The 21,798-nt window shown below is 63.6% G+C and carries 18 protein-coding genes and 1 other RNA gene; 5 read left to right on the plus strand and 14 right to left on the minus strand.

The features are described from left to right. Positions 1–278: 278 nt before the first annotated feature. Positions 279–1,742 (minus strand): sugar porter family MFS transporter, encoded by a 1,464-nt coding sequence (locus VFJ08_RS05840; RefSeq protein WP_349256957.1) that lies wholly within the window; start codon positions 1,740–1,742, stop codon positions 279–281. 387 nt (positions 1,743–2,129) lie between these two features. On the opposite strand from VFJ08_RS05840, the gene VFJ08_RS05845 reads away from it, so the two are divergent. Both VFJ08_RS05845 and VFJ08_RS05850 read left to right on the plus strand, forming a co-directional pair. After that, complete coding sequence (locus VFJ08_RS05845) at positions 2,130–3,140, plus strand: Gfo/Idh/MocA family oxidoreductase (RefSeq protein WP_324996123.1); 1,011 nt, start codon at positions 2,130–2,132, stop codon at positions 3,138–3,140. A 134-nt stretch (positions 3,141–3,274) separates the two neighbouring features. After that, positions 3,275–4,732: an MFS transporter gene (locus VFJ08_RS05850; RefSeq protein ID WP_349256958.1), complete on the plus strand. Its 1,458-nt coding sequence runs from the start codon at positions 3,275–3,277 to the stop codon at positions 4,730–4,732. 185 nt (positions 4,733–4,917) lie between these two features. Here the strand turns inward: VFJ08_RS05850 and VFJ08_RS05855 are convergent, their stop codons facing one another. The 10 genes from VFJ08_RS05855 to VFJ08_RS05900 all read right to left on the minus strand — a co-directional run bounded on the left by VFJ08_RS05855 (position 4,918) and on the right by VFJ08_RS05900 (position 17,698). Continuing rightward, entirely contained in the window at positions 4,918–6,045 is a 1,128-nt protein-coding gene (locus VFJ08_RS05855) for a Gfo/Idh/MocA family oxidoreductase (RefSeq protein ID WP_324996124.1), read from the minus strand. Positions 6,046–6,064: 19 nt separating this feature from the next. Then, positions 6,065–7,243 carry a Gfo/Idh/MocA family oxidoreductase gene (locus VFJ08_RS05860; RefSeq protein WP_324996127.1) on the minus strand — a complete coding sequence of 393 codons (1,179 nt, stop codon included), beginning with the start codon at positions 7,241–7,243 and terminating at the stop codon, positions 6,065–6,067. Between the two features lie 226 nt (positions 7,244–7,469). Then, positions 7,470–8,633, minus strand: coding sequence for a Gfo/Idh/MocA family oxidoreductase (locus VFJ08_RS05865; protein WP_324996129.1), 1,164 nt, complete (start codon positions 8,631–8,633; stop codon positions 7,470–7,472). A gap of 144 nt (positions 8,634–8,777) precedes the next feature. Continuing rightward, on the minus strand, positions 8,778–9,749 hold the full coding sequence (gene iolE, locus VFJ08_RS05870) for a myo-inosose-2 dehydratase (protein ID WP_324996131.1): 972 nt from the start codon (positions 9,747–9,749) through the stop codon (positions 8,778–8,780). Positions 9,750–9,768: 19 nt separating this feature from the next. Further along, a complete protein-coding gene (gene iolE / locus VFJ08_RS05875) occupies positions 9,769–10,674 on the minus strand; it encodes a myo-inosose-2 dehydratase (protein WP_324996132.1) in 906 nt (301 codons plus the stop codon). 12 nt (positions 10,675–10,686) lie between these two features. After that, a complete protein-coding gene (gene iolD / locus VFJ08_RS05880) occupies positions 10,687–12,540 on the minus strand; it encodes a 3D-(3,5/4)-trihydroxycyclohexane-1,2-dione acylhydrolase (decyclizing) (protein ID WP_324996134.1) in 1,854 nt (617 codons plus the stop codon). After that, positions 12,537–14,486, minus strand: a complete 1,950-nt coding sequence (locus VFJ08_RS05885; RefSeq protein ID WP_324996136.1) for a bifunctional 5-dehydro-2-deoxygluconokinase/5-dehydro-2-deoxyphosphogluconate aldolase — start codon at positions 14,484–14,486, stop codon at positions 12,537–12,539. The genes iolD and VFJ08_RS05885 overlap by 4 nt, the downstream gene beginning before the upstream one ends. 148 nt (positions 14,487–14,634) lie before the next feature. Then, a complete protein-coding gene (locus VFJ08_RS05890; RefSeq protein ID WP_324996138.1) occupies positions 14,635–15,657 on the minus strand; it encodes a Gfo/Idh/MocA family oxidoreductase in 1,023 nt (340 codons plus the stop codon). A gap of 26 nt (positions 15,658–15,683) precedes the next feature. Continuing rightward, complete coding sequence (gene iolG, locus VFJ08_RS05895) at positions 15,684–16,679, minus strand: inositol 2-dehydrogenase (RefSeq protein WP_349256959.1); 996 nt, start codon at positions 16,677–16,679, stop codon at positions 15,684–15,686. A 14-nt stretch (positions 16,680–16,693) separates the two neighbouring features. Then, positions 16,694–17,698 carry a Gfo/Idh/MocA family oxidoreductase gene (locus VFJ08_RS05900; protein WP_324996143.1) on the minus strand — a complete coding sequence of 335 codons (1,005 nt, stop codon included), beginning with the start codon at positions 17,696–17,698 and terminating at the stop codon, positions 16,694–16,696. Between the two features lie 310 nt (positions 17,699–18,008). On the opposite strand from VFJ08_RS05900, the gene VFJ08_RS05905 reads away from it, so the two are divergent. Beyond that, positions 18,009–18,974, plus strand: a complete 966-nt coding sequence (locus VFJ08_RS05905; protein ID WP_324996144.1) for a sugar phosphate isomerase/epimerase — start codon at positions 18,009–18,011, stop codon at positions 18,972–18,974. A gap of 250 nt (positions 18,975–19,224) precedes the next feature. On the opposite strand, the gene VFJ08_RS05910 is transcribed toward VFJ08_RS05905, so the two are convergent. The 3 genes from VFJ08_RS05910 to VFJ08_RS05920 form a co-directional block, all read right to left on the minus strand. Continuing rightward, on the minus strand, positions 19,225–19,389 hold the full coding sequence (locus VFJ08_RS05910) for a hypothetical protein (RefSeq protein ID WP_324996147.1): 165 nt from the start codon (positions 19,387–19,389) through the stop codon (positions 19,225–19,227). A gap of 73 nt (positions 19,390–19,462) precedes the next feature. Next, positions 19,463–20,254 carry a 5-deoxy-glucuronate isomerase gene (iolB, locus tag VFJ08_RS05915; protein ID WP_324996148.1) on the minus strand — a complete coding sequence of 264 codons (792 nt, stop codon included), beginning with the start codon at positions 20,252–20,254 and terminating at the stop codon, positions 19,463–19,465. 218 nt (positions 20,255–20,472) lie between these two features. Further along, entirely contained in the window at positions 20,473–20,916 is a 444-nt protein-coding gene (locus VFJ08_RS05920) for a GNAT family N-acetyltransferase (protein WP_324996150.1), read from the minus strand. A 128-nt stretch (positions 20,917–21,044) separates the two neighbouring features. Between VFJ08_RS05920 and VFJ08_RS05925 the strand changes: the two genes are divergently transcribed. After that, positions 21,045–21,410, plus strand: a complete 366-nt coding sequence (locus VFJ08_RS05925; RefSeq protein WP_324996152.1) for an STAS/SEC14 domain-containing protein — start codon at positions 21,045–21,047, stop codon at positions 21,408–21,410. 140 nt (positions 21,411–21,550) lie between these two features. Next, positions 21,551–21,798: a transfer-messenger RNA gene (gene ssrA, locus VFJ08_RS05930) on the plus strand; the annotation flags it as partial.

Raw genomic sequence — 21,798 nt, forward strand, 5'->3', positions numbered from 1 at the left:
CGCCACCGGCAGCGCACTCCTGTTCGGAGTGGCCAACGGCGGGAAAACAGCCGTACCGGCTCTATCAACGACAATGATGGAACATATATATCGCCGCAAGTATTTTTGAAATTTTTGAGCTAGTCCATTGGTCGAATGCGCCGCGGCCCGACGAGCCTAGGGTGCGATCCCGCCCGGATCGACCGAACGGATCGCCGTACGTTTTTATAGGCACGGCCGGCTACCACCGTGGTTTTCGGCTAATAATGCGTAGCGACCCGATGATTTTTGCCGCAGCGCTACCAAATCGAAGCTTTCCGTTCCGGTTCGGCAGTCCCGGAGAACCGATCGCGGATCTGTTCTTCGAACTCCTCCAGGGATTTACCCCGGGTTTCCGGGACCATGGTGAACGTGAATACCATCCCCAGCACGGAAATAGCCGCGAAAATGAAGAAAGTCGGCCCGATCCCCAAAGCGGTGACCACCGGCGGGAACCCGAAGGCCACGCCGGCGTTGGCCAGCCACAGCACGAATACGCATACCCCCATGCTGAAGCTGCGTATCTTCAAGGGGAACATTTCGGAGAGCATCAGCCAGACGAGCGGGCCGAGCGTGCCCTGCATGGAGAACACGAACGCGACCACGAAAAACAGCACGACATAGGGTTTGATGGCCACGTCGGGTATCAATATCGCCGACAAGCCGACGAGGACATGGAAAAAGGCGATCAGGAAAAAACCGCCAACCAACATCGTGCGTCGATCGATTTTGTTGATCAGTAGCGTGCCCACGGTAATCCCCAGCACGCTGAACAGGCCGTTGAGCGTATTGGCGATCACCGCCCCGTCACTTGAAAACCCCGTGTGTTCCAGCAGTTGGGTGCCGTAGTACATGATCGCGTTGATACCGGTGAACTGCTGGAATATCCCCAGTATGGCGCCGATGACGACAAGCCAGCGGACCCAGGGCACGGCGAGATCCGACCAGCCGCCGGTCCGGGCTTCCCGCTCTTCTTCAACGAGCTTATCAACTTCGGCCATCTCGGCTTCGGCGCGCTTGGCCGAACGGATCCGCTTGAGCACGGTCAACGCATCCTGGCGTCGGCCCTGGCCGGATAACCACCGCGGACTCTCCGGTACGCGCAGCATCCCGATCAGCAGGGCGAACGCTGGGAGTACCGCTATCACGAGCATATAGCGCCATATGCCCGGATAATCGCCCCAGATGTTGATTATGACGGCGTTGATGATGAAGGCGGCGAACTGGCCCGAGACAATCATGATCTCGTTGCGCGTCACCAGGCTGCCGCGCCTCTCGGTAGGAGAGACTTCCGCCAGGTAGACCGGAACGGTGGTGGAGGCGCCACCGACCGCAAGCCCGAGAATGAAGCGAAACAGCGCCAGTATCTGCCAGCTCGGCGAGAGCGCCTCGCCGATCGTGCCCACGATAAAGATGACCGACAGCATGCGTATGTTGTGGCGGCGACCATATCGGTCGGACAACTTGCCGCCGACGGCGGCGCCGACAGCGGCGCCGAAAATGAGGATGCTGACCACGAAGCCCTGCGTTATCGGGGTGAGGCCCAGATCCGCCTTCATCGGATCCACCGCCCCGTTGATGACACCGGTGTCGTAACCGAACAGCAGTCCGCCAAAAGTCGCGACGAACGCGATCATCCCCAATCTTCTGGTGTGCGTGCCGGGTTGCTCGGGCGGCAGACCCGTATGGCCTGAAGATGCGCCGGTATGGGGGCTCACGTACATATCCTCCAAGGCGGACAATACGCCTTATCCGGAAGTGGGTGCAGAGCAGGACGGGCGCCGGGAGACCGAGGGATCATTTTCGTGAATGACGGGTCCCGGGCCGCACGCCATGACCGCCGCAGCCGCAGGTAACGTGACTTCTCGTGCCTGCGCATATCTCGTCCATTGCGGCGGCTCCGGCGCGTGCTCGATGCCGATGCTTATCGGCTGACTCAACACATCCGGACGCTACGCCGGCCCTCCATGCCGGTCAAACCAATTATTTCATCATTTAGTATTATGGAATTTATTTTCCATTACTGTTTCGATGACCCCCGGGCAACGTGCGGCCCCGAAAGAGGTTCTTGGCCGATCTGCCCACGCGCTTCCAAACAAGGTATTTCGATCATGGCAAAAACCCGAGTCGGCATCTTCGGTGCCGGATACATCGCATCGGTACACGCCGATATCCTGGCCGGCGACGAGCGGGTCGAACTGGTCGGCGTGGCCGATATGGTGGAAGCCAACGCCGCGCGTCTGGCCGAGCGGATCGGCGATGCGCGCACCGGTACGACACTGGAAGATCTATTCCGAATGGAAGTAGACACGGTCTATATCACGACGCCGAACACCACCCATGTCGACCCCGTCGTGGCGAGCCTGAACGAGGGGCGCAACGTGTTCTGCGAGAAACCGATGGCGACCGATCTCGCCGGCGGGGATCGCATCCGCGAGGCCGCGCTCGCCTCGACCGGCAGCTACAACCTCGGCATGAACCGCCGCTATGCGTATACCCACGACAAGCTCAAGCGGTTGATCGAGTCCGGCGAGCTAGCGCCGTACAGCGCGCAGCTCAAGCTCAATCGCGGCGAGCTGCTGCGCCCAGCCTGGACCGCCGACCCGAGCAAGACCGGCGGCTTCCTCTACGAGACCACGATTCATCAGATCGACTTGTTGACCTATTTGTTCGGGTCGATAGCGACTTTGCGATGTGCGGCGCGCAGCGCGATCTCCGACGCCGAATTCGACGATTTCTCGATGCTGTTCACGTTCGAATCCGGCACCGTGGCCACGCTCAGTTCATCGGCGCATTCGGGCTGGAGCTTTCCCTTTGAGCGGGTCGAGATCTATGGCCGTTACGCCACCGCGATGACCGAAGAGCTGGAACGGGTGCGCTACGCGCTCGAGCTTGATCAGACCGTCCATACCGAGGATTACACGCATATCCCTTTTGCCGAGAAAGGCGGCTACGTGAAAGAGGACCGGCTGTTCATCGACGCGCTACAAGACGGCGGCGAGCCGCCGGTCGACGTCGACGACGCCTGCGCGTTGAACCTGTTGCTCGCCTGCATCTATGAAAGTGCGCGCGAAAATCGCGAAATCGATTTTTCGGCCCGGGTACGTGAATCGATCGGCTAGAACCTGCGCTTTCAATGAAAACCTTTCCAACTCTACATTTAGCGCACAATTGACCGGGTACCGATGGTTATGTAGCTTGCAAGTATCGTGAAAGCGAACCTACCTTTTCCGGCCTTGCAGGTGGCGCTATTCGCATCCCTACTCCGCTCGCGGGCAGCTATGGCGCCGCTGTAATCCTTGCGCTGCTGGCGCTGTGCCCGAACATCGTGTTCACCACGGCGTTCCCGCTGTTGCTGCCGGGGATCGCCCACGGGCTCGGTACGTCCGAGTTTTTTCCACAGCTAGGCGAGGCCCTGTCCAACGCGGCCTATTCGTTTGGCGCGGTGGCGGCCGCGGATCTGGCGCAGCGATTTTCCCAGCGGCGGCTGTTCATCATTTACGAGGCGATATTCATCGTCGGCTCGATTCTGGCGCTATTCGCGCCCGGGCCCGCGGCGTTCGTGCTCGGCCGGATTCTACAGGGGCTAGGGACGGGCCTGCTGCTGGTGTCCGCCCTGCCGCCGCTGGTGACCAACTTTCCCGCCGCCAAGCTGCCGGTGACGGCGATCTGGGTCAACATCGGCTTGTTCGGCGCTGTCACTGTGGGCCCGTTCGTGGGCGGACTGGTCGCCCATTTCGAGGCTTGGCGGGCGTTGTTTGCCGGGCTCGCCGTCCTTGGCATCGGCGGCTTTGCTCTGGCGCTGGCCACCCTGGAGCTACAGCCCGGCGACGATCCGGGCCAGCCGATCGATTGGCTGGCCTTCCCGCTGGCGATCGCCGCCACCGCGCTGCCGTTCTTCGGCGTGACCTGGCTGGGCGTCTCCTCCTTCATGTCGCCGGGATTCATTGCGCCCGTGGTGCTCGGCCTGGCGGCGCTGGGGGCGTTGATCGTCATGCAGTATCGCAAGCGGCAGGCGTTCATCCCCGTCGGCCCGCTGTTCAGCACTTTTCCCGTATGCGGCATCCTGGCCGCCATGGTGGGCGGGGCGACGTCGGTAACGCTGCTGGAACTGACGATCGCTTATCTCACCCGCGTGGCGCATTACGATCCGTTCATGACCGGCCTGCTGTTCTTGCCGGAGTTTCTCGGGCTCATCGTCGCCGCCTACCTGTTCCGGCATATGTTGGCGACCCGGGGGCTGCCGGCGCTGGCGCTGTCGGGCTTGGCCGCCATTATCGCCGGCGCTGCCTTGCTGATTCCGCTCACCCCCGCCAGGGCTCCGTTTCTTGTCCCCATCGCCGCCGCATTGCTCGGTTACGGCTCCGGATCGGCGGTGGCGCCGGGATTGTTCATGGCCGGCATGAGCGTATTCTCGACCAAGCTGGGCCGGACATTCGCGCTGGTCGAGCTGCTGCGTGCGGAAGCCGCTTTTCTCGTCGGCCCGGTACTGCTGAGTCTGGCGGTCGCGCTTGCGCCTCCCCTGGGCGATAGCCTGCGCTTGTCGCTATGGGCGACGCTCGGTATTGGCGTGTTTGGGATAGCGGCCATTGTCATTTTGCTGGCCCTGGGCGGCGTATGGCCCAGACGGCCCGATCTACAGGAATGGCTCGAACGCGGGGGCCGGGCGCTGCACTCACCGCCGCTCGCCGCCTTCCTGCGCTCCCGTCGCTAGAGCAATTTCCACCTTTTTAAAGTTATTTATCCGCAGATGAACGCAGATTTACGCAGATTGAATAAGCGTCAAATCAGCTTTAAATCAGCTTTCCGGCGGATGTTCAGGCTGTGTTCTTTTGTCAGAAAATGGTTATGACTGTTCGCTAAAAGTGCAAAATGCTATAGCTGGTCGCATGTGCGTGATCAATCGACCGCTGCCCAGCGCCCTGTCTTGACGGAGGTCAGGGCTGCATCGATAACGCGGTGCACGTACACGGCGTCGGCGAAATTCGGCCACAGGTCCGGTTTGCCTCCGGTAATCGCGGCGATCAGATCTCGTATTTCCACCGTGACCGTGTCGTTGTAACCGGTGCCGTGGCCGGGCGCGGGGCAGAAGTCGCCGTAGTCCGGATGGCTGGGCCCGATAGGAACACGCCGAAAACCGGACAGCCGAGCATCGTCCGAGCGCAGATAGAGCTGTAGTTCGCTCAGGCGTTCTTGATCGAACACGAGTGTGCCTTCGGTGCCGACCACCTCGTAGGACAAACCCATCTTATGGCCCGTCGCCACGCGCGAGACATACAGCGAGCCGGTCACGCCGTTTGCAAAGCGCACCAGCAGTTCGGCCTGGTCGTCGTTTTCGACCGCTACGCGCCGGCCCGTCTCCGCCTCGGGGCGTTCGCGATGGATGATGCGCGTCTCGGCCATGACCTCCAGGGCCGGCCCGAGCAGCCAGTGCGACATGCCGATGCAGTGGCTGCCGAGATCGCCCAACGCGCCGGCTTCACCGGCCTGGTCGCGCTTCATGCGCCAGTCGATCGGCAGATCCGGATCGGCCAGGAAATCCTCGACGTGCACACCGCGGAACGACACGATCTCGCCCAACGTGCCGTCGGCGATCAGTGCGCGCGCGAACTGCGAGGCCGGGGTCTTCGGGTAGTTGAAACCGACCATCGCGACAACGCCGGCGGCTTCGGCGGCCGCCTGCATTTCCATGGCTTCATCTGTGGTCGTCGCCAGCGGCTTTTCGCACAGCACATGCTTGCCGTGAGCGATAGCCTCGAGAACCATCTCCCGGTGCGGCAAGGGCGCGCATACCGTGACCACATCCAGATCGGGATCGCTCACGAGTTTTCGCCAATCGCCGGTATGGCGGGCAAAGCCTAGACGTTTCGCCGCCCGCGCCGCCGAGGCGTCCGAGCTGGTCGCGATCATGTCGGCGACCGGGCGCGCGTCGAGCCCGAACACGGCGCCGACCGAGTGGATGGCCAGCGCGTGCGCCTTGCCCATGAAGCCGGCGCCGATGACGCCGAAACGTAGTGTATCGCTCATGGTTTGGTTTCCTCGAGATTCAGCGAATCCCGTCGATAGGCGCGAGCCGGACCCAGCGCCCGTCTTCGCCGGCCGACTCGCGCACGGCATCCACGAACTGCAGGCCGAGCACGCCGTCGGCTGTGCTCGGGTAAGCGAGCTCGTCGCGCGTCGGGCGCTTACCCGCACGCGTCGCCGCGATCGCCGCGGCGGCTTCGGAATAGATATTGGCGAACGATTCGAGAAAGCCTTCCGGATGGCCAAGGCCGATCCGGGTCAATTCGGCGGCATCCGCGGACAGTGTCGCCCCGCCCTGCGACAGCTCTTCACGCCGGCCATCCGGGTAGCGCATCTGCAAGTGGTGCGGATCTTCGTGGCGCCATTCGAGCGACGCCTTCGAGCCGACCACGCGGATACGCAGCCCGTGCTCGGAGCCGGTCGCCGCCATCGTGATCCAGAGCGCGCCGCGGGCGCCGCCGGCGAACCGCAGCATGACATTGGCGTTGTCGTAGACCCGGCGGTGCGGCACCACCGTCGACAGATCGGCCGCCAGCGCCGCGATCGGAAGGCCCGAGACATAGCGCGCCAGATGGTGGATATGCGTACCCAGATCGTAGATCACGCTGGCTTCACCGGCCTGCTCCGGATCGGTTCGCCAGGCGGCTTGTTTGTTGTCGGCCTCGGTTTCGACTTCGCCGGCTGCCCAGCCCGAGGCGAACTCGCCCTGGACCATGCGCAGCTCGCCCAGATCGCCGCAACGCACGCGCCGGGCAGCCTCGCGCACCATCGAATGGCAAGCGTAGTTATGGGTCAAAGTGAACACGAGGTGCTTCGACTCGGCCAGCCAGTGCAGTTCCAGCGCCTTGTCGAAATCGTCGGTCATCGGCTTGTCGCAGATAACGTGAATGCCGTGTTCCAGGAAAACCTTGGATACCGGATAATGGCTGGCGTTGGGCGTGACCACCGCCACCGCCTCGATACCGTCCTCGCGGGCGGCCTCGGCCGCGGCCATGTCGGCGTAATCGGCATAGACACGCGATTCGTCGACGCCGAACTCGCGCGCCGCCTGACGCGATTTATCCAGATCCCGCGAGAAAACGCCCGCGACTAGATCATAGCGGCCGTCCAGGCGCAGACCGGCGCGATGCGCGGTGGCAATACCCGCCCCTGGCCCGCCGCCGACCATGCCGATACGAATCGGATGTTCGAATGCTCTCACTTTTCGTCCTCCTAGCGTCGTTGGCGGGTTGTTCTTTTATTCAACCGCAGATATGCGCAGATGTACGCAGATTTAAAGACAGAAAACTGAAATGAACCGGTTCAGGTCGGGGGGGGTTTTTGACCACAGGGCCATTCGATCAACAGTTTCTTCATCTGTGTTTATCTGCGTCCATCTGCGGACAAATCCGGGTTTCGGCCAACTCGCCGGCAATCTGCGGAAACAATCAGACCTTGACCCAAGCCTCGCGCTGGCAGGATTCGTCGATGGCTTCGAGAATCCTCTGGTTATGGGCGCCGAAGGCGAAGTTCGGATAGCAATCGTCGGAACCCGCGATGCCGGTGACCAGGTCGTAGACATCGATGACCTTGGCGTCGTAGAAACCCAAGCTTCCGCCGCCGAAGTCGAACGGGAAAAAGCCGGCGTATTGCGGCACCTGGGAACCCGCGAGCAGCGTCTTGAAGCCGCGATCGCGTTTTTCGTCGCCCATACGGAAGACCTGTAGTTCGTTGAACCGCTCGCCGTCCATGCTGATCGTGCCCTCGGTGCCGGAAACCTCCCAGTACACGCCCATAATGCGGCCGGCCGCGATGCGCGACGACTCGACCACGCCGGCCGCGCCCGAGCTGAATTGCACCAGGCACTGGGTTTGGTCGTCGTTCTCGACCGGCTTCCATTCGGCGTCCGCGCCGGCCCGGGTCGAATAGCCGGCGTCGCCCGAGGCGACCGGTCGCTGGTCGAAATAGATTTGCGACTGGCCGCAGACCCGGCCGAAATCGCCCATCAGGTATTGCGCCACGCCGATGACATGAGCGCCGAGATCGCCCAGCGAGCCGGTGCCGGCGGCGGCGCGCGAACAGCGCCAGGACCACGGCAGTTCCGGATCGTTGAAAAAACCCTGATCGAAGGTGCCGCGAAAACGCGTCGGCCGGCCGATCTCGCCGCGATCGATGATCTGCTTTGCGAGCATGGCCGCTGGCGTCTTGATGTTGTTGAACGACACCATGGTCTTCACGCCGGCGGCCTCGGCCGCGTCACGCATTTCGTCGGCCTCGGCCTTCGACATGGCCATCGGCTTTTCGCAATAGACATGCTTGCCGGCGGCGATCGCCGCCAGCGCCATCTCGTGATGGAACTGGTTGGGCGAGGTGATATCGACCACGTGCACGTTGTCGTCGGCGATCATCGCCCGCCAGTCGTCAAACGCCTTGTCGAAGTTGAAACGCGTCTTCGCGGCCTCGGCCAGTTCCAGGCTGACATCGGCCACCGCGTACAGATGCGGCCGCAGAGTCAGACCGGAATAGAGCGCGGCGCAACGCCAGAACGCCTCGGCGTGCGCACGCCCCATGAAACCGGTGCCGATGATGCCGATGTTGAGTTGTTCCGCCATTGCTGGATTTACTCCTTTTTAACCGCAGATTACACCGATCACGCAGATTTAAAGGAAAAATGCATTTCTTGCTATACGCAAGAGAACAAATGTCTTTCCTTAATCTGCGCAATCGGCGTAATCTGTGGTTAACCGTCTTAAAAACTAACCACCAAAAAACGATCGCACCGTACGCATGGCTTTTTCGGCATATTCGACCGACGGCGCCCGGACCGGGTTTTGCTCGGCTTCGACGACCAGCCAGCCGGTGTAGGCCTCGCTCTTGGCGAAATCGATCACCGGCGCATAATCGATATAGCCATCCCCGGGCACGGTGAACATGCCGGCACGCACGCCGGTATTGAAACTGGCATCGCGCTCGCGGATACCGGCGAATACTTCGCGACGGATATCCTTCAGATGAATATGATTGACGCGATGACCGTGACGGGCCAGCACGCGCGCCGGATCGCCGCCGCCGGCCACGATATGCCCGGTATCGAACAACAACCCCACCGCCTCGCCGGTCTCCGCCATGAGCCGGTCGATTTCCGTCTCGCTCTCGGCCACCATCATCAGGTGCGCGTGGTAGGCCAGCCGGATGCCGTAATCGCGCCGCAACGCTTCGGCGAATTCGGTCAACCGCCGGCCGTAGGCCGCCCAATCCGTGTCGGCGACGATCGGCGTGGCCGACAACGGCTCGTCGAGCGGATCATCGCCGGGCATTAGCCCGGTTTCGCCGTAGACCATGACCCGCGCGCCGTTATGAGCCAGCAACGCCGCGTGGTTGGCCACATTGGCCAGTTCCTCATCCGCGCCGATCTCGGCCAGGCGCCCGGAATACCACCCCGAGACCAAATCGACATTGCCCTCGGCGAGCAGACCGGCGACCGCTTCGCGATCCGGCGGAAACTTGCGTCCCATCTCGACGCCTTCATAGCCGGCCGCCGCGGCCTCGGCGATGAAGGTTTCGGCCGGCGTGTCGTCGCCGAACTCGGCGATCACGTCGTTGGTCCAGCCCAGAGGGTTGATGCCCAGGCGCAGCCCGTGCGGCGCCAGCAAATCCCGCGTCGCGAACTGGCTGGCCTGCCAATCGCGCGCAGACGTGTCAGGCATGGTCTTGTCGGACATGCTCATCGTGGTTCTCCTCGCGATGTCAGGCCGCCGCAGCCAGCGACAGTCCGGCGCGCTGGGCCGATTCCCGCAGATAGCGATAGCTGCGCTGGGCCAGCGGCCAGGACGGCGCGACCGTCTGGTCCTGTTCGGCCTCGGCGATAAGCCAGCCGTCGTAGCTGAGGGCGGCCAGCCGCGCGAAGATCGCATCGAAATCCAGATCGCCGTCGCCGGGGATCGTGAACACGCCGTCGACCACCGCGTTCAGAAAACTGGCGTTGCGGTTGCGCGATCGGGCGATGACCATCTCGCGCACGTCCTTGGCGTGTATGTGATTGATGCGGCGGCCCCAACGCTCCAGCCAGTCGAGCGGATCGCCGCCGGCGAAGCGGCAGTGCCCGGTATCGAACAGCAGGCCGACGTTGTCGCCGGTCGATGCCATCAGCCGCGCCACGTCCTCGGTGGACTGCACCGGCGTGCCCATATGGTGGTGATAGGCGAGCCTGACGCCCTTACCGGCCAGATAATCGGCGACCGTATTCAGCCGCGGCGCGAACAGCGCCCAGTCGGCCTCGGTCAGCCGCGGCCGGCGCGAGACCGGCATCGCCCGGTCGAGATGCACGCAGCGCGCGGTTTCGCAGAACACCATGGCGGTGACGCCGGTGGCCTTCATCAAGGCCAGATGGCCCTGCATGGCCTCGATCTCGGTTTCGGCGTCGCGCTCCAGCAGATTGGATGAATACCAGCCGGAAGCCAACGCCAACTTTTCGTACGCGATCAACGGGCCGAGTTCGTCGAAGCTGTGGGGAAACTTGCGGCCCATCTCCACGCCCTCGTAGCCGGCGCGCGCGGCCTCGGCTAAGCACTGCGTGAGCGGCGTCTCGTCGCCCAGCAGCGGCAGGTCGTCGTTGGTCCAGAGCAACGGGTTCACGCCCAGTCGGATAGACATTGTCGAATCTCCTCAGCGCTGGCGCTGCTTGCTGTTGTCGTAATCGGAGCGACGCTCGGCGACGGCTTCGCGGCCCGATACCTCCGCCACCGGCACATCCCACCAGGCGCCACCTTCGGCGGTCTCCTTGTCCGGATCGGTCTTGAGCGCGATCAGGCACGTATGATCCGCCGCCCTGGCGCGTTCGAGCGCGGCTTCCAGGCCGGCGATGCCGTCCACCCACTCGGCGGCGCAGCCGAGCGATCGGGCATGGGCGGCGAAATCGATCTCCGGCGCGCCGGCGGGCGCGGCGTTGCAGCCCTCGAGCAGATTGTTGAATTCCACCCCGACCGTCGCGCCCTGCAGCCGATGGATACAGCCGTACCCGCGGTTGTCGAGCAACACGACAATGAGCTTGTGGCCGAGCGTGACCGAGGTCGCGAGCTCGGAATTGAGCATCAGATAGCTGCCGTCGCCGACCATGACGTACACATCGCGCTCGGGCGCGGCCATTTTCACGCCCATCCCGCCGGCGATCTCGTAGCCCATGCAGGAGAAACCGTATTCGACGTGGTAGCTGCCCGGCCCGGTGGTCTGATAGAGCTTATGCAGTTCGCCCGGCAGTCCGCCCGCAGCACAAACGACTGTCGCGTTTTCGCCGGCGGCGCGGTTGACCGCGCCCAGCACTTGGCTGTCGGCCGGCCGGGCCGAGCCATCGTCGGCGGTCACGCGGGCGACGGTATCCAGCCAGGCCGTGCGTTCATGGACGAACCTGTCCCGCCACGCCTTATCGGGTTGCCAGTCGGTGAGCCCCGCCTGGAGCGCATCCAGCGCTACGGCCGCGTCGCCGATCAGCGTCTGGCCGCCATGCTTGGCTCCGTCGAAGCGCGCCACATTGATGCCGAGCAGCTTCGGCCCGTGCTCCATATACAGCGCGCGCGATCCGGTGATGAAATCCTGCAGGCGCGTACCGAGGGCGACGATGACATCGGCTTCGGCGGCCAACGCATTGGCGGCGGCACCGCCCGTCACGCCGATCGAACCGACGTTGCACGGATGATCGGCGCGTAGGGCGCCCTTGCCCGCCTGGGTCTCGGCCACCGGCACGCCGTGATCTTCCGCGAACCGGGCGAGCTGTTCCGATGCGCCGGAATACAGCGCTCCGCCGCCGGCGATGACGAGCGGTTTTTTCGCGTTCTTGAGCGTTTCGATCGCCGCGGCCAATTCGTGGGCGTCCAGACCGGGCCGACGAATGCGATGCACCCTAAGATCGAAAAACGACACCGGAAAATCGTAGGCCTCGGCTTGTACGTCCTGCGGCAGCGCCAGCGTGGCCGGACCGCAGTCGATCGGGTCGAGCAGCGTATCGATCGCCGCCGGCAGACTGGTCAACAACTGTTCCGGGCGCGCGATGCGGTCGAAATAGCGCGACACCGGCGCGAATGCGTCGTTGACCGTGGTCGAGGGCGAGCCGTAGTGCTCGACCTGTTGCAATACCGGGTCGGGCGCGCGCGTGGCAAACGTGTCGCCCGGCAGCAGCAGCACCGGCAAGCGGTTGGCGTGGGCCAGCCCGGCCGCGGTGATCATGTTGAGCGCGCCGGGGCCGATGGAGGTCGTGCAAGCCATTAGGCGTCGGCGTCGGTGCTGCTTGGCAAAGGCGATCGCCGCGTGGGTCATGCCTTGCTCGTTGTGCGCGCGCCAGGTCGGGAATTCATCCCGATGGGCGTAGAGCGCCTCGCCCATGCCGGCCACGTTGCCGTGGCCGAAGATGGCGAAACAGCCGGCGAACAAGCGCTCGCGCTGGCCGTCGATCTCGGTTTGCCGGGCCGCGAGATAACGGACCAGTGCCTGGGCCGTGGTCAAGCGGATGGTCTTTTGCTCATTCATGATCGTGCTCCCACTGCGCGCGGCGCCCGTGTCTCGCCCGCCGCCTCGCGCCAGGTGGCGATCAATTCGGCGTAGTTGTCCGACACCACGGCGATGAATGCCTCGTCGTCCAGCTCACCGGCCAGCCAGGCCCGCGCCGGCCCGGCGAACAGGGTCCGGCCAATCGTGAACCCGCGGCAGATTTCGGAGGCGCTCGCCTCGCGAAATCCGGCCTTCACGTCGTCCATCGGCGCGTCGAGGCCCAGCAGCACCACGCCGCGGCAGTGGTCGTCGTAGCGTTCGACGACCCCGCGCACGGCCCGCCACGCCGCGGCGCTCATCGGCGGCAGCTTCCACCAGTCGGGGCGGATGCCCAGGTGATAAAAACGCTGCAGGCTGCGGGCGACGGTGGCGTCGTCGCTGGCCATGTCCTTCGGCGGAATCACTTCGATGAGCAGTTCGTGGCCGGACACGCGGCGCGCCTCGGCGAGCTGGCGCAGCTTGTCTTCCTGGTCCAGCCGGAGTGCGATTTCGTCGTCCGGGTGATAGAACACCAGGCACTTGATGATGTGCTCGGCCGGCCAGGAGACGAGCTGGCTGCCGATATCATCGCCGTGCTGGAAACGCAGCGGCCGCGAGCCCGGTTCCTCGACCGGCCGGCCGATCCACCAGCCGCGCCCGGTCATGGCGTTGAGCGCGTCCTGGCCGACCAGATCGTCGCAGAGCACGGCCGGGGGATGGCCGGGCAGGCCGGCTTTGTCCATACCGCGCTCGACGGCCGTGACCAACAGCGTCTTGAGCGGCGACAACCGTGATTCGGCCACGCCGAGCTCGCCGGCCATATCGAACAGCTGCATGCGGTGGTCGAAGGCCAGGCCGTAGATCTCGCCCCACCGGGCCGGGTACCGCGTGGTTTTGCGGTGCAGATCGTTGAGGCGCTCGTCGCGGTCGGGCCGCGGCACTTCGTCGCGGCGCTCGAGATAATCGAACAATTCGGCCTCGGTGGGCATCGCCGGGGCGCAGCCGTGGCGCGAAACCACCAGCGCCCCGCAGGCATTGGCATAGGTCGCGCACGTCCGCCAGGGCTCGCCGCGCAGATAACCGCGCAAAAAGCCGGCAATAAAGGCATCGCCCGCGCCAAGCACGTTAAGCACCTCGACCTGCACGCCTTCGACCTGCACGCCGTCGTGCACCGAATCGCCGACCGGCCCTTCGAAGATCGTGCAGCCGAGCGCGCCGAGCTTGCAGACCAGCACGGCATCCGACAGTTCGCGCACCTTTTTGAGCGCGGCGATGGTGTCGGTGGTGCCGCCGGCGATATGAAATTCCTCTTCCGTGCCGACGATGAGATCGAAATCGCCGATCCAGCGCTGCAGATGGGCGGTGGTCTCGGCGTCGTCGACATAACGGGTTTCGCCGTCGCCGAACTCGGCCAGGCCCCAAAGCACCGGGCGATAGTCGATGTCCAGAATGCGCTTGACGCCGTGTTGCTTGGCGGCGGCGAGCGCGGCCCGGCAGGCGCCCTGCGTGGTCGCGGTCGACAAATGCGTGCCGGTGATGGCGAGCGCTTTCGCCGTGCCGATCCAGGCGGGGTCGACATCCTCGGCCGAGATCGCCATATCCGCGCAGTTCTCGCGATAAAACAGCAGCGGGAAGGTATCGCGATCCTTGAGCGCGAGGATGGCGAGCGCGGTGAAGCGGGCCTTGTCGACCGGCATGTGCGAGGTATCGACACCGGCGCGCTGGAATTCCTCGACCACGAAATTGCCGAACTGCTCGTTGCCGACACGAGTGAGCATGGCGGACTTCAGGCCGAGCCGCGCACTGCCGTAGGCACAGTTGCCGGAACTGCCACCCAGATACTTGGCGAAGCTGGACACATCCTCGAGCCGCGCGCCGACCTGCTGCGAATACAAGTCGACCGCCGCGCGGCCCAGACAGATCAGATCGAGTGGCTTATGGTTCATCGGCTTCTCCCGAAATCCAGGAACCGACATTTCAGCCGGTTCGTATATGGATTATTTATTCTAAATTCTGCCGAGACGGAATCCTATTTTCAATCACTTTGCGACCAAAGTCGGCGCACCACGGCTATCCAAAGCCGATCGAGGTTGATCAAGCCCGGTACAGCGCCGGTTTGTCGCCCAAATAGACGGCCGTCGCCGCGCCGGTCTGCTGCGCGGCGACACCGGCCTCGCAGCAGACCGCGGCCGCATAGCCGTCCCACGCGCTCGGGCCGTCCGGCGCCGCGCCGGCGCGCAGTCGGTTCACCCACCCCTGGAACTCGGCATCGAAGGCGGCCGCGAAGCGCTGCTCGAAACCGGGTGTGACCTCGCCGCCCCAACGTCCGGCGGAGCGGATATAGGCGCCCTCGTCGTTGCCGATATCGACGATGCCGCGCTCGAACACGGCCTCGGTATGCACCTGGTAGCCGAACAGCGCGTTGACGAAGATCTCCACATCGACCAATACGTCGGACTCGGTGCGCATGAGCACTTGCTGCGGATCGGACAGTTTGCCGTCGCCGCCCGTGGTCGTCCGGCCGCGGCGCACCGAGATCTCGGTAATCTCCTCGCCGGTGAAGTAGCGCACGCCGTCCATTTCATGCACCACCGAATCGTAGATCATCAGCGCATCGGTGAAGTTCGGCGGCGGATCGGGATTGCGATGCCGACAATGCAGCATCAGCGGCGCGCCGAGCGATCCGTCTTCGAAGAACGCCCGTAGACGCCGGTAACCGGCATCAAACCGGCGCATGAAACCGACCTGGATCAGGCGCCGGCCGATTTCCGCCTCGGCATCCACGATCTCGCGTGCGGTGGGCCCGTCCGCTGTTAGCGGTTTCTCGCAAAACACCGGCAGCCGCCGGCCCAGCGCGTCCATCAGCACGTCGTAGTGCAGCATGCCGGGCGTGGTGAGCACGAAGGCGTCGTACTCGCCGCTGGCGAGCGCGGCGTGTGGATCGTCCCAGATTTTCGCCTGATCGCCGGCCAAGACCGCCGCACTCCGCGCGCGCCCAGCGTCGATATCGACCACGCCGGTAACGTCGGCGCCGGCGATGCGATGGGTCAGGCGCTTGATGTGGTCGGTGCCCATGCGGCCGGTGCCGATCACGGCGATGCGCAGATTGTTTGCCATAGGGCTTCTCCTGGTCGGTTCGCGGGCTAGCCGATCTCGTCGAGGCATACGGTGCGGCCTTCGGCCAGCGACTTGGTCGCCGCCGCGGCCAGACGCAGCGATTGGTAGCCGTCCTCGTGGGTCGCCTTGGGCGCGCCGCCCGTACTCCAGGCGTCGTACAGATCGCCCAGTTCGCGGCCGTAGGCCACGCCATAGCGCTCGAGGAAAAAGTGCTTGGGCGGCTCGTCGAGCTGGCCGGCTTCGCCGGTATGACGCAGCCGGGTCTCGGTTTCGTTGACCGCCTGCAGCATGCCCCGGCTTCCGAAGGCTTCGATGCGCTGGTCGTAGCCGTAAGCGGCGCGGCGCGAATTCTGGATATGGCACAGCCGCCCGGAGTCGGTGGCGAGCACCACCATCGCGGTATCGATATCGCCGGCCTCGCCGATCGCCGGATCGATCAGCACCCCGCCGCTGGCGCTGACCGCGGCGATCGGCTCGTCGAGCAGCCAGCGGGCGACATCAAAATCGTGGATCATCATGTCGAAGAACAGCCCGCCCGAGCCCTCGATGTAGTCGATGGGCGGCGGCGCCGGATCGCGGCTGATGATGGTCAAGGTCTCCAGCCGGCCGATCCGACCGGCGTCCAGCGCCGCCTTGAGTGCGGCGAACTGCGGATCGTGGCGCCGGTTGAAGCCGAGCGCACAGGCCACCGAATGCGCATTCACGACCTCGACCGCCTGCCGGGTACGCTCGATATCCAGCGCGATCGGTTTTTCGCACAGCACGGCCTTGCCGGCCTTCGCCGCGCGCTCGAGGAATTCGGCATGGGTCGCGGTCGACGACGCGATCAGCACCGCATCGATCCGTTCGTCATCGAACAGGGTGTCGACATCCACGCTGGTCGCGCCAAAAGTCGCCGCGAGCGCCTCGGCGGCCTCGGGCCGGATATCCGAGACATAGACAAGCGCGATCCGGGGATCGCGGTCGGCCGCGGCGGCGTGCACCTGGGCGATGCGCCCGGCGCCGATGATGGCCAGGTTCATGATCCGATCGGACATCAATGGTTCTCCAATTCAACGATGCTGGCGGTGGTCGCCGATTCGATACAGGCATCCAGTACTCGCATGTTGGCGAGCACACTCTCCGGCGTGTAGTTGGGCGCCTGCGCGTTCAGCACGCAGTCGGCGAAATGGGCAATTCCGTTGGGGTACTGGAACGAAGTGGTGCGTTCGATGGTTGTATTGCCGTCGGCGTTGACGATTTCGATCGAGCCGTCGCCATCGGCCTGCGGCACGAATGCCTTGTTCACCCGGATCGAGCCGGCCGTGCCGTACACCTCGTAAGCATGCCGGGGCGCGGCGTCCATGCCGCAGTCGAAGCCGGCCTTGGCGCCGTTGGCGTAGCCGAGTATTGCGGCCGCGGACATTTCCGCCCTCTGCGGACCGGCAAAGCGCGCGAACGTGGCCACCCGGTCCGGCTCGCCAAGCAGGCTGCGGATCGCGTGGATGCAGTAGCAGCCGAGGTCGTAGAGACTTCCGCCCCCGCTTGCAAGCGTGCCGTGGCGAAAATCCGACAGGCTCTTTTCGAGGTTGAAGGTCAGATTGGCGTGGACGCCGCGCACTTCGCCGATCGCGCCGCTACCGATCAACTCGCGCACGCGCGCATGCTGATCGTGGAACTGATACATCATCGCTTCCATGAAGAGCACGCCGGCCGATTCACAGGCCGCGATCGCCTCGGCGGTCTGCGCGGCGGTCAACGCGGCCGGTTTCTCGCAGAGCACATGCTTGCCGGCGCGCGCGGCCTTGACCGCCCATTCGGCGTGGCGGTCGTTGGGCAGCGGCAGATAAACCGCATCGACCGCCGGGTCGGCCAGCAGCGCATCGTAATCGCCGTAGCCGGTCTCGAAACCGAAGCGTTCGATGAGCGCATCCGGCGCGCCGCGGCGGCTGGCCAGCGCGTAGGGACGGCTGTTTTGCGCGGCCACGATGGCCGGGATGGTGTGTTCGCGGGCGATTTCGGCCGCCCCGAGCACGCCCCAGTTGATCGACGATCGGCTCATGGCCGGCTCCTGAAAAACGATGAAGCCCGACCGGAACGGATCGGGCGCGGCCTGATTAGAATTTATTTTCTATTTTTATTTTTTACAAACCTATCGTTTTATACTTTAGTCGAGCCGGCCATAGGATGCCGATCGTGGCCAACGGCCCGAACACCAACCGTCGAGGTGTGGCATCAGCTGGCCGCCGTCCGTCAATACGCCCTATGGAAGTTGATCAACCGGTCCTGCATGCGCTTGCAGACGTGGAATTTTCATTCTAATTTGCGCCGGAACGACCACGAACCTGCTCAGTTTACCGAGGAGATGCGTAATGAAGATAGGAATGGTCACCGACAGCGTTGCGAACATGGGCACCGATGCCATGCTCGACTACTGCGCCGAACTCGGCCTCGACGCGATCGAGTTCTGCGTCGGCAACTGGGGCGCGGCCGCGCATATCGGCGACGTGGACGCACTGCTGGCGGATGCCGCGCAACAGCGTGAGTTAGCGGCCAAGATTCGCGATCGCGGCCTGGAAATCTCGGCGTTCACCGCCAACGGCAATCAACTCCATCCCACCGACGGCGAGCGGCAATCCCAGGTGGTGCACAACGCCGTTCGGCTGGCCGAGATCTTCGAGGTGCCGCGCATCGTGCTCATGTCCGGCCTGCCGGCGGGCGCGCCGGGCGACTCCATGCCCAACTGGGTCACCACGTCGTGGCCGCCGGAAACCCACGACGCCCTGCGCTATCAGTGGGCGGATGTCGCGATCCCCTACTGGCGCAAGCTCGCGGATTTCGCGCAAGCGCACGGCGTGTCCCAGCTCTGCGTCGAGGCGCACGGCGCCCAACTCGTGCACAACATGCCGAGTTTCATGCGTCTGCGTGAAGCGGTCGGGCCGACCGTGGGGCTGAACTTCGATCCGAGCCACTTTATCTGGATGGGCGGCGACCCGATCGAGATGATTCGCCGCTACGCGGACTGCATCTATCATGTCCACGCCAAGGACGCCTATATCGACACCCACAACCTGGCCGAAGCCACACGGCTGGATAACCGGTCGATGGATCGTGTCCTGGAGCGGAGTTGGTCTTACGTGACGCTGGGTTACGGGCAGCCCGAGGACTGGTGGCGTGAGTTCTGCTGGCAGCTTCAGGCGCGGGGTTACGCCGACGGCGTGCTTTCGATCGAGCACGAGGACCAAAACCTGTCATGCAAGGAAGGCGTGCAGCGCTCGGTCGATCTACTCAATCGCGTCATGCCGCGTGAACGGCCGGACTTCGTCCTGCCGGACTGACGGGTGCGGGCGAGCCAGCGTCATGTTATCGACTTACCCGAAGCGAGGCGGAGCAAAAGGTCAGCTTATGCCATAACGCGGGTGTCGGCTTACGGCCTGCGGCCTAAGCCGTATATAGATCCGCTCCTTGAATCGGTTACGAGCTTTCCGACAACATCGTGAAGTACGCAAGCTGGAAGCGCCTGTCAAAGTCGTTCGACAGGCGTCCGGTGAGGCGCTATCCCAGCTAACGAGTCGGAAAATCCGCCGGCTAACGATCCTTCAGACGCAGCGGCGAAACATAGCCGGCATTGTGGCTGCCGCAGAAACCGGCGAGCCGATCGAGCGTTGCGCCGAGCCGTGCCCATACCGGATGCGCGGCGGCCCAGCGGGCGTTGTTGTCGGTGTCCGCGGATAAAGCCGATCCGACAGTCATACCACTCATCGCCTAACTCCTCCCGATTTTTCGGGCTTTGCCTGGTGACGATCCAACCGTCTATGCCAGAAGGCTATTTGACGAGCCACGCGAAATCCGGATCGGTCGTGAACTTCCATTCGCGCTTCGGCCCGGCCATGACGTTCAGGTAGTAAAGGTCAAAGCCGTACGGCGCGCCGACCGGATGATACCCGCGTGGCACCAATACACAGTTACCGTCGCTAAAAGCCATGGTCTCGTCTATTAAACGATCGTCGGTATAGACCCGCTGGAAACCGAACCCGCCGGCCGGGTTCAGACGGTGGTAATAACTCTCTTCTAAGAAGGTTTCATGCGGCGGATTGTCTTCGTCGTGCTTGTGCGGCGGATAACTCGACCAGTTGCCGGCCGGCGTGTACACCTCGACCACGAGCAGGCTGTCGGCCGCTTGCGTTTCGGGCAAAATGTCGTGCACGTGCCGTACATTGGCGCCCTCGCCTCGCGTCGACTGCTTGATGTCACGCGGCTCGATAAGCCGCGGCGCATGGTTGCCGTGCCCGGGCGCGCCGCAGATGCCGAGTTCGACCTCGGTAAGCGCCTCGACCCGAAAATCGGTGTCGTTGGGCAAGTACACGGCGTATGGCGGCGCCTGCTCGAACACGCTCATGCGCTCACCGATGGCTTCGAAGGTCTCGCCCGCACAGTGCACCGTAGCCTTGCCCGACAACAGCACGAGGCACAGCTCGTGGTCCTCGCTGTGGTCTTCGAACACCTCGCCGTCGCCCATGCGTCGATGACGAAAACGCACGTATTCGAGCGGTTCGGCCGCGCTGGCGGTATCCAACGTCTGGCCGGTTTCGGCGCCGGGCTTAAGCAACAGATCCATAACGACCTCGTTTGAACGAACGATTCAGCTTGCGAATAAATAGAACATATTTTTTATTATCGCGACGCGCAAACAATTCGTTTCATACTTTCGTCGGCCGTTACCCTCGAACCGCGAAAACCAACGCGGGACCACCCGCGCCACGGAGCAATCGCGCGATCGTCCACTCACGCTCGGCGATCGCCTGGCACGGCAGCCCGCTGGCTACAGGGCGAACATCATCGCGGTGCGCGCTGCATGGCGCAGTGCGGGATGCCGTCCTCGAGATAGACATCCGAGGTCACCACGAAGCCTAGCCGTTCATAGAAGCCGCGCAGGTGCGCCTGGGCGCTGACATGGATGACGGTTTCGCCGTAGAGACGATCCGCCTCTTCGATACCCGCCCGCATCAGCGCATAGGCGAGACCGTGGCCGCGGAAGGCCGTCGCGATCAGCACCCGTCCGATCGCCGGCTCGCGTCCGACCACGATACGCAGATAGCCGGCCAGCGCCTCGTCGATGCGCAGCGTGAGATGCCGCGCCCCAAGATCGTGCATATCGGTTTCCTGATACGCACACGTCTGCTCGACCACGAATACCGACTCGCGCAGCATCACGATCTCGTGAAACAGCGACGCCGGCATCTCGTCCAGCCAAAAGACGTCAATACGCGAATCGCTCATTCCGGGTCACGTGCAACATATTTGGCGCGCATTATGCCTGCGACCGCCCCGGCTCAGGCCAATCACGGATAGCCGGGCATTCCTGGCTTGGCTAATGTCGAAACACATTTATCGGGCTGAGAGTTCTCATGCTTCGAATCGCGCCCTTCAAATCCGACAGCGAACACGCGGTGCCCCTGGAAGTCGACGGCGAAATCGGTGCCCAGGACTTCGCCAACGTCGTGTCGACCGTCGAAAAACGTCTCGAACAACACGCGGCGCTACGGCTGTATATCGAGATCAAGTCGCTCGGCGGCATGTCGGCTTCCACGGTCTTCGGCGAACTCAAGAATTCGATCAAGCACTGGAATCGCTTCGACAAGCTAGCCGTGGTCACGGACGTGGAAGGCGTACGCACCGCCACTAAAGTCATCGACAAGCTGACACCGAAGATGGAGTGCAAGACCTATCGCTTCGACGATCGCGAAGCGGCCCGGCAGTGGGTGATCGTCTGACGGGCCTTTTTTGCCGTACGGGCCACGAATTCGTAGCACCGGTCCGTGTTGAAAACTCGCTAACCCGCCTCATTTCATGATCCGGCGACCTGTGCGGCTGTTAACGTATCGAGAAAGGCTGTTACAATGAATTCGTTTTCGGGGGCGACATGGCTTCGACGCGGATGTCAAAACCCGAGGTGCATGCCGAGGTTGCAATCCTCCTCGTTAATCCGTTTGCACCCTAAGCTAGTTGCGAACGACGACAACTACGCTCTAGCGGCTTAAACAGCCCGCTAGTGCCCGCCCGGCAAGTGTCTGTGCTTCCGGTCACGGGTATCGACACTCGCAGACTCGCGGCAAAGCCCCGCTTCGGGCCGACCCGTTAAGAGCAAACGAAGATACGCGT

Source organism: Salinisphaera sp., from assembly GCF_035690525.1.
Taxonomy (GTDB): domain Bacteria; phylum Pseudomonadota; class Gammaproteobacteria; order Nevskiales; family Salinisphaeraceae; genus Salinisphaera.